The 4,625-nt window shown below is 66.2% G+C and carries 4 protein-coding genes and 1 pseudogene; 4 read left to right on the top strand and 1 reads right to left on the bottom strand.

Going from position 1 to position 4,625, the window contains the following annotated elements; translation table 11 throughout:
* On the bottom strand, window positions 1-416 hold a 416-nt coding region (locus AC27KI_RS19090; protein WP_487090444.1), incomplete at its 3' end, for a magnesium chelatase domain-containing protein.
* A gap of 517 nt (window positions 417-933) precedes the next feature.
* On the opposite strand from AC27KI_RS19090, the gene AC27KI_RS19085 reads away from it, so the two are divergent.
* The 4 genes and pseudogenes from AC27KI_RS19085 to AC27KI_RS19070 all read left to right on the top strand — a co-directional run.
* Window positions 934-1,596 carry a carbonic anhydrase gene (locus tag AC27KI_RS19085; RefSeq protein ID WP_284405745.1) on the top strand — a complete coding sequence of 221 codons (663 nt, stop codon included), beginning with the start codon at window positions 934-936 and terminating at the stop codon, window positions 1,594-1,596.
* An 18-nt stretch (window positions 1,597-1,614) separates the two neighbouring features.
* Window positions 1,615-3,228 carry a SulP family inorganic anion transporter gene (locus tag AC27KI_RS19080; RefSeq protein ID WP_317357317.1) on the top strand — a complete coding sequence of 538 codons (1,614 nt, stop codon included), beginning with the start codon at window positions 1,615-1,617 and terminating at the stop codon, window positions 3,226-3,228.
* Between the two features lie 296 nt (window positions 3,229-3,524).
* Complete coding sequence (locus AC27KI_RS19075; protein WP_272565959.1) at window positions 3,525-4,253, top strand: TorF family putative porin; 729 nt, start codon at window positions 3,525-3,527, stop codon at window positions 4,251-4,253.
* A 42-nt stretch (window positions 4,254-4,295) separates the two neighbouring features.
* Window positions 4,296-4,625, top strand: a pseudogene (locus AC27KI_RS19070) (P-II family nitrogen regulator); the annotation flags it as partial.

The raw sequence follows: 4,625 nt of genomic DNA, 5'->3' as shown, positions 1-4,625 counted from the left end.
ATGCGCACGGCCACGCCGGCCGAGCGCAGGGCCAGACTGGTGGCGAGCGCGCCGCGCACGGGGCGCAACTCGCCGGACAGCGACAGTTCTCCCGCGAACTCGTGGCCCGCCAGGCGCGCGCTGTCGATCTGCCCGCTGGCCGCCAGAATCCCAAGCGCAATCGGCAGATCGAATCGGCCGGAGTCTTTGGGCAGATCGGCCGGAGCGAGATTGACCGTGATTTTCTGGTTGTGCGGAAACTCCAGCCCGGCATTCTGCAGTGCCGAGCGCACGCGTTCCCGCGCCTCCTTCACTTCCACATCCGCCAGACCGACCAGCGTGAAGCTGGGCAATCCGTTGGCCAGATGCACTTCGACCGTCACGCACGGGGCCTGCAGTCCCAGCAATGCCCGGCTCTGCACCAAAGCAAGACCCATGGTTGATTTTCTCCCTCGTTGGAAAGCCGGCTGTTCGCCAGCGCCTGAATTTCGAAGGGCGAGGATATCGGCAATCGCGGCCCTCCCGGCACGGCAGCGGTTGAGAACCAGTGCAGAGGGCGCCCAGGCTGGCCGCGCCGGGGCGCGGGATCGCGCCATCGGTCGGCCGCCGCGCGCGCCGTTGCGGTCCTGTTTTGAATGCCTTTGTTTGCCGGGGTTAATCAGGACCGGCAAAGCCGGAGATTAATTACATGAAAAGGTCGGACCCGAAAAGATAAACAGCGGTTTAATAATGTACAACTCCGTACTTTATTCGCTGCGAATATTATTTTCAATCGATGTGTTAAATAAAATTTCCTTATGTTGTGTGGAAAACCAGCGTGGCGTGGAGGCCATTGATCGAATCACACGCAAGCAAATGAAACATAAAAACCCCATATTAAAAATGGCAGTGGTTTTTGATCTAGCCTAATACCGTGCTGCACTGCAACATCGAATCAACAACACGGAGGTTTCCATGGACCTGACCACGCGACTCATGCTTCAAAACCGTGCCTGGGCTGACGAAATGACGTCACGCGACCCGGCATTTTTCGAAAACCTGGTGGCCGGCCAGCAGCCGCGCGTCTTCTGGATCGGGTGCGCCGACAGCCGCGTGCCCGCCGAGAGCATCACCAATGCCCTGCCGGGCGAGCTGTTCGTGCACCGCAGCGTGGCGAACCTGGTCCGTCCGGACGATCCCAACATCATGAGCGCGCTGCAATACGCCCTCGACGTGCTCCAGGTGCGGTACGTGATCGTCTGCGGCCATGAAGGGTGCGGCGGCGTCCGGGCCGCCCTGATGCCGGCCGAAAGCGCGGTGCCGGCGCGCGGAGACTACCTGGCCGAGCACCTTCGCCCGCTGCGGGCCCTGTACCGCCGCCGTGCGGGCGAGATCGACGGCCAGACCGTCCCCGACCCGGACGATGCCGATGAAGTCGCTGCCCGGGTGGGCCGCTTCGTGGAGCTGAACGTGGCCGATCAGGTGCACACGCTGGCGGCCACGCCCCAGGTGCAGCGCGCCTGGCAGCGGGGGCAGTCCCTGCAGCTGCTGGGCTGGGTCTACGCCTTGCGGGACGGGCGCCTGCGCCAGGTGCTGGACCTCGATGCCAGCAGCATCCAGCTGGCCGCGGCGGCCTGACCCGAAGGAGTGCGCACCATGCAAACCACCCTTCGCAACCCGGACGGCGCGTCGGCCGCCGGTCTTCTGGCCCACTGGCGCAGCGACGTGCCGGCGGGCGTCGTCGTCTTCCTCGTGGCCTTGCCCTTGTGCCTGGGCATCGCATTGGCCAGCGGCGTGCCGCTGATGGCGGGGCTTGTCTCCGGCATCGTGGGCGGGCTGGTCGTGGCCTGGCTGTCGGGCTCCCAGCTCAGCGTGAGCGGGCCGGCGGCCGGCCTGGTCGTGATCGTCGTTGACGCGATCGCCAAGCTGGGGAGCTTCGAGGCGTTCCTCGTGGCCGTGATGGTGGCGGGCGCGCTGCAGTGGCTGTTCGGCCGCCTGCAGGCCGGCGATCTGGGCGCCTGCTTTCCCTCGCCCGTCATCAAGGGGATGCTGGCCGCCATCGGGCTGATCCTCATCCTCAAGCAGCTTCCGGTGGCGTTTGGCTTCGTGTCGGGCGAGCAGGCCATGCGCCTGGTGCCCCGCACGATCGACGGCTTCGATGACCTGGGCCGGCTGGTCGGCGCCGTCACCGGCAGTGCGGTGATCATCGCCGCCGGTGCGCTGGCCATCCTGTTCGCCTGGGACTCCCCTTGGGCCAAGCGCCTGCCGCTGATCGGCCGGCTGCCCGGGCCGCTGCTGGCGGTGCTCTGGGGCATCGGGTACCAGGCCGTGGCCATGGCCACCGAGCCGTCCGTGGCGCTGCCCGACCACCAGCGCGTGGCCCTGCCCGAAGGCGACGGCCTGGCCGCGCTGTGGTCTCAGCTCGCCTCGCCCGACTGGTCGGCGCTGGCGCGGCCGGAGGTCTACACCATCGCCTTCACCCTCGCCGTCGTGGCCAGCCTGGAAACCCTGCTGAGCCTGGAGGCGGCCGACCGGCTCGATCCGCTCAAGCGCGTGGCGCCGCCCAACCGGGAGCTGCAGGCGCAAGGGGTGGGCAACCTGCTGGCCGGCCTGCTGGGGGGGCTGCCGATCACGGCGGTGATCGTGCGCACCTCGGCCAACATCCAGTCCGGTGCGCGCACCCGGCTGTCGGCGGTGTTCCATGGCGTGCTGCTGCTGGCGAGCGTGCTGTTCCTGTCGGAGTTCCTGCAGTGGGTGCCGCTGGCCGCGCTGGCCGCCGTGCTGCTGCACACCGGGTTCAAGCTGGCCAAGCCGGCCATGATCGCGGCGGTCTGGCGCGAAGGCTGGTCGGCGTTCGTGCCGTTCGCGGTGACGGTGGGCGCGATCCTGGCAACCGACCTGCTCATCGGCATCCTCATCGGGCTGGCCTGCAGCATGCTCTTCCTGATCCAGGCGAACACGCGCGGCGCGCTGACGATGATCTCCGAGGGCAACGTCCACCTGATCCGGCTCAGCAAGGATGTGTCGTTCTTCAGCAAGGCCACGCTGCGCAACCACCTGAACCGGGTGGAGCCGGGGCATTCGCTGGTCATCGACGGCTGCAACTGCGGCTTCATGGACCGCGACATCCGCGAGGCGCTGGACGATTTCATGGCCCATGCGCAGGAGCGCGGCATTCAGGTCGAATTGCGATCCATGCCGCAGGCGGGGCCCCCCGTCCCTTCGGACGAGCCCCCGGCGCAGTGGCTCAAGGCCCGTTCGGCGCGCTGACGGCGGGAGCGCTTCCTCCAAAAACAGCGCGGTCGGCCCGGCCGGGCGGCGGGATGCACCAACGCAGTGTGTCCCGCCGCCCTGTCCCCATGGCGGTGCATGGACGGACGATCGCGGCGAATCATGGCCTTGGTGGCACTGCAATGGTGCAAAAAGTAACGCGGGCGCATAGCATGTAACCACTTTCGGCATAGCTGCCAGGCCGGCGCCCAGGCCCGGATGGCACCGTGCGAGGGAGATGGCACGGTCCATGCTTGGAGCGTGGACATCCCTAATCAGCCACCCCCGGAGGAACCATGTCCCGTGTATCCATGAAGTCCTTGAGCGTCGCCCTCGTTGCCGCCCTGCCTCTGCTGGCCAGCGCACAACTGACGGGCAACGTCAGCCTGACCACCAACTACAAGTTCCGTGGCCAGGACCAGGACGCCAGCCGGGTCAAGGCCGTCAAGCCCGCCATCCAGGGCGGCTTCGACTACAGCTTCGGCGACAGCGGCTGGTATCTGGGCAACTGGAACTCCAGCGTGGACTGGCTGCCGGGCAATTCCATCGAGATGGATTTCTACGGCGGCTACAAATTCAAGGCCGGCGACGTGGACCTGGACCTGGGCGCGCTGACCTATGCGTACCCCGGCAATTCCGTCGGCAACACCACCGAACTCTACGGCGCGGCCACCTACGGCCCGCTGACGGCGAAGTACTCGCACACCATCTCCAAGGACTACTTCGGCTGGGCCTCCGCCAAGACGACCAGCAACAAGGGCCGCAACACCGGCTACCTGAACCTGGCCTATGCGCAGGAAGTGGCCCCCAAGACGACGCTGAAGGCATCGGTCGGCTTCACGCGCTTCGCCAGCGACATCAAGGACCTGGGCGTGCCCAACTACATGGACTACAGCGTGGGCGGTGCCTACGACTTCGGTTCGGGCCTGTCCCTGTCGGCCGCCGTGGTGGGCGCCAACAAGAAGGCCTTCTTCGGCCCGGTCAACAAGTCGCGCCTGATCGTTGCGCTCACGAAAACCCTGTAAGACAACGGGCGCCGAGGGGTGCCTCCAATGGAGAAAAGCAACATGAAAATGGTGACAGCCATCATCAAACCCTTCAAGCTCGACGAGGTGCGCGAAGCCCTGTCGGACATCGGGGTCCAAGGGATTACGGTGACCGAGGTCAAGGGCTTCGGCCGCCAGAAGGGCCACACGGAGCTGTACCGCGGCGCCGAATACGTGGTTGGATTTTTTTGCCCCAAGGTGAAGGTGGAAGTGGTCGTGAAGACCGACGACGTGGACCGCTGCGTGGATGCCATCGTCAACGTGGCGCGCACGGGCAAGATCGGCGACGGCAAGATCTTTCGTCACCGCCGTGGAGCGTGTGGTGCGCATCCGCACGGGCGACTGGACGAA

The sequence above is a fragment of the Acidovorax sp. KPB24-03 genome (assembly GCF_057546605.1).
The sequence above is the reverse complement of the archived record's forward strand: the minus strand, read 5'-3'. Positions and strand labels throughout refer to the sequence as shown.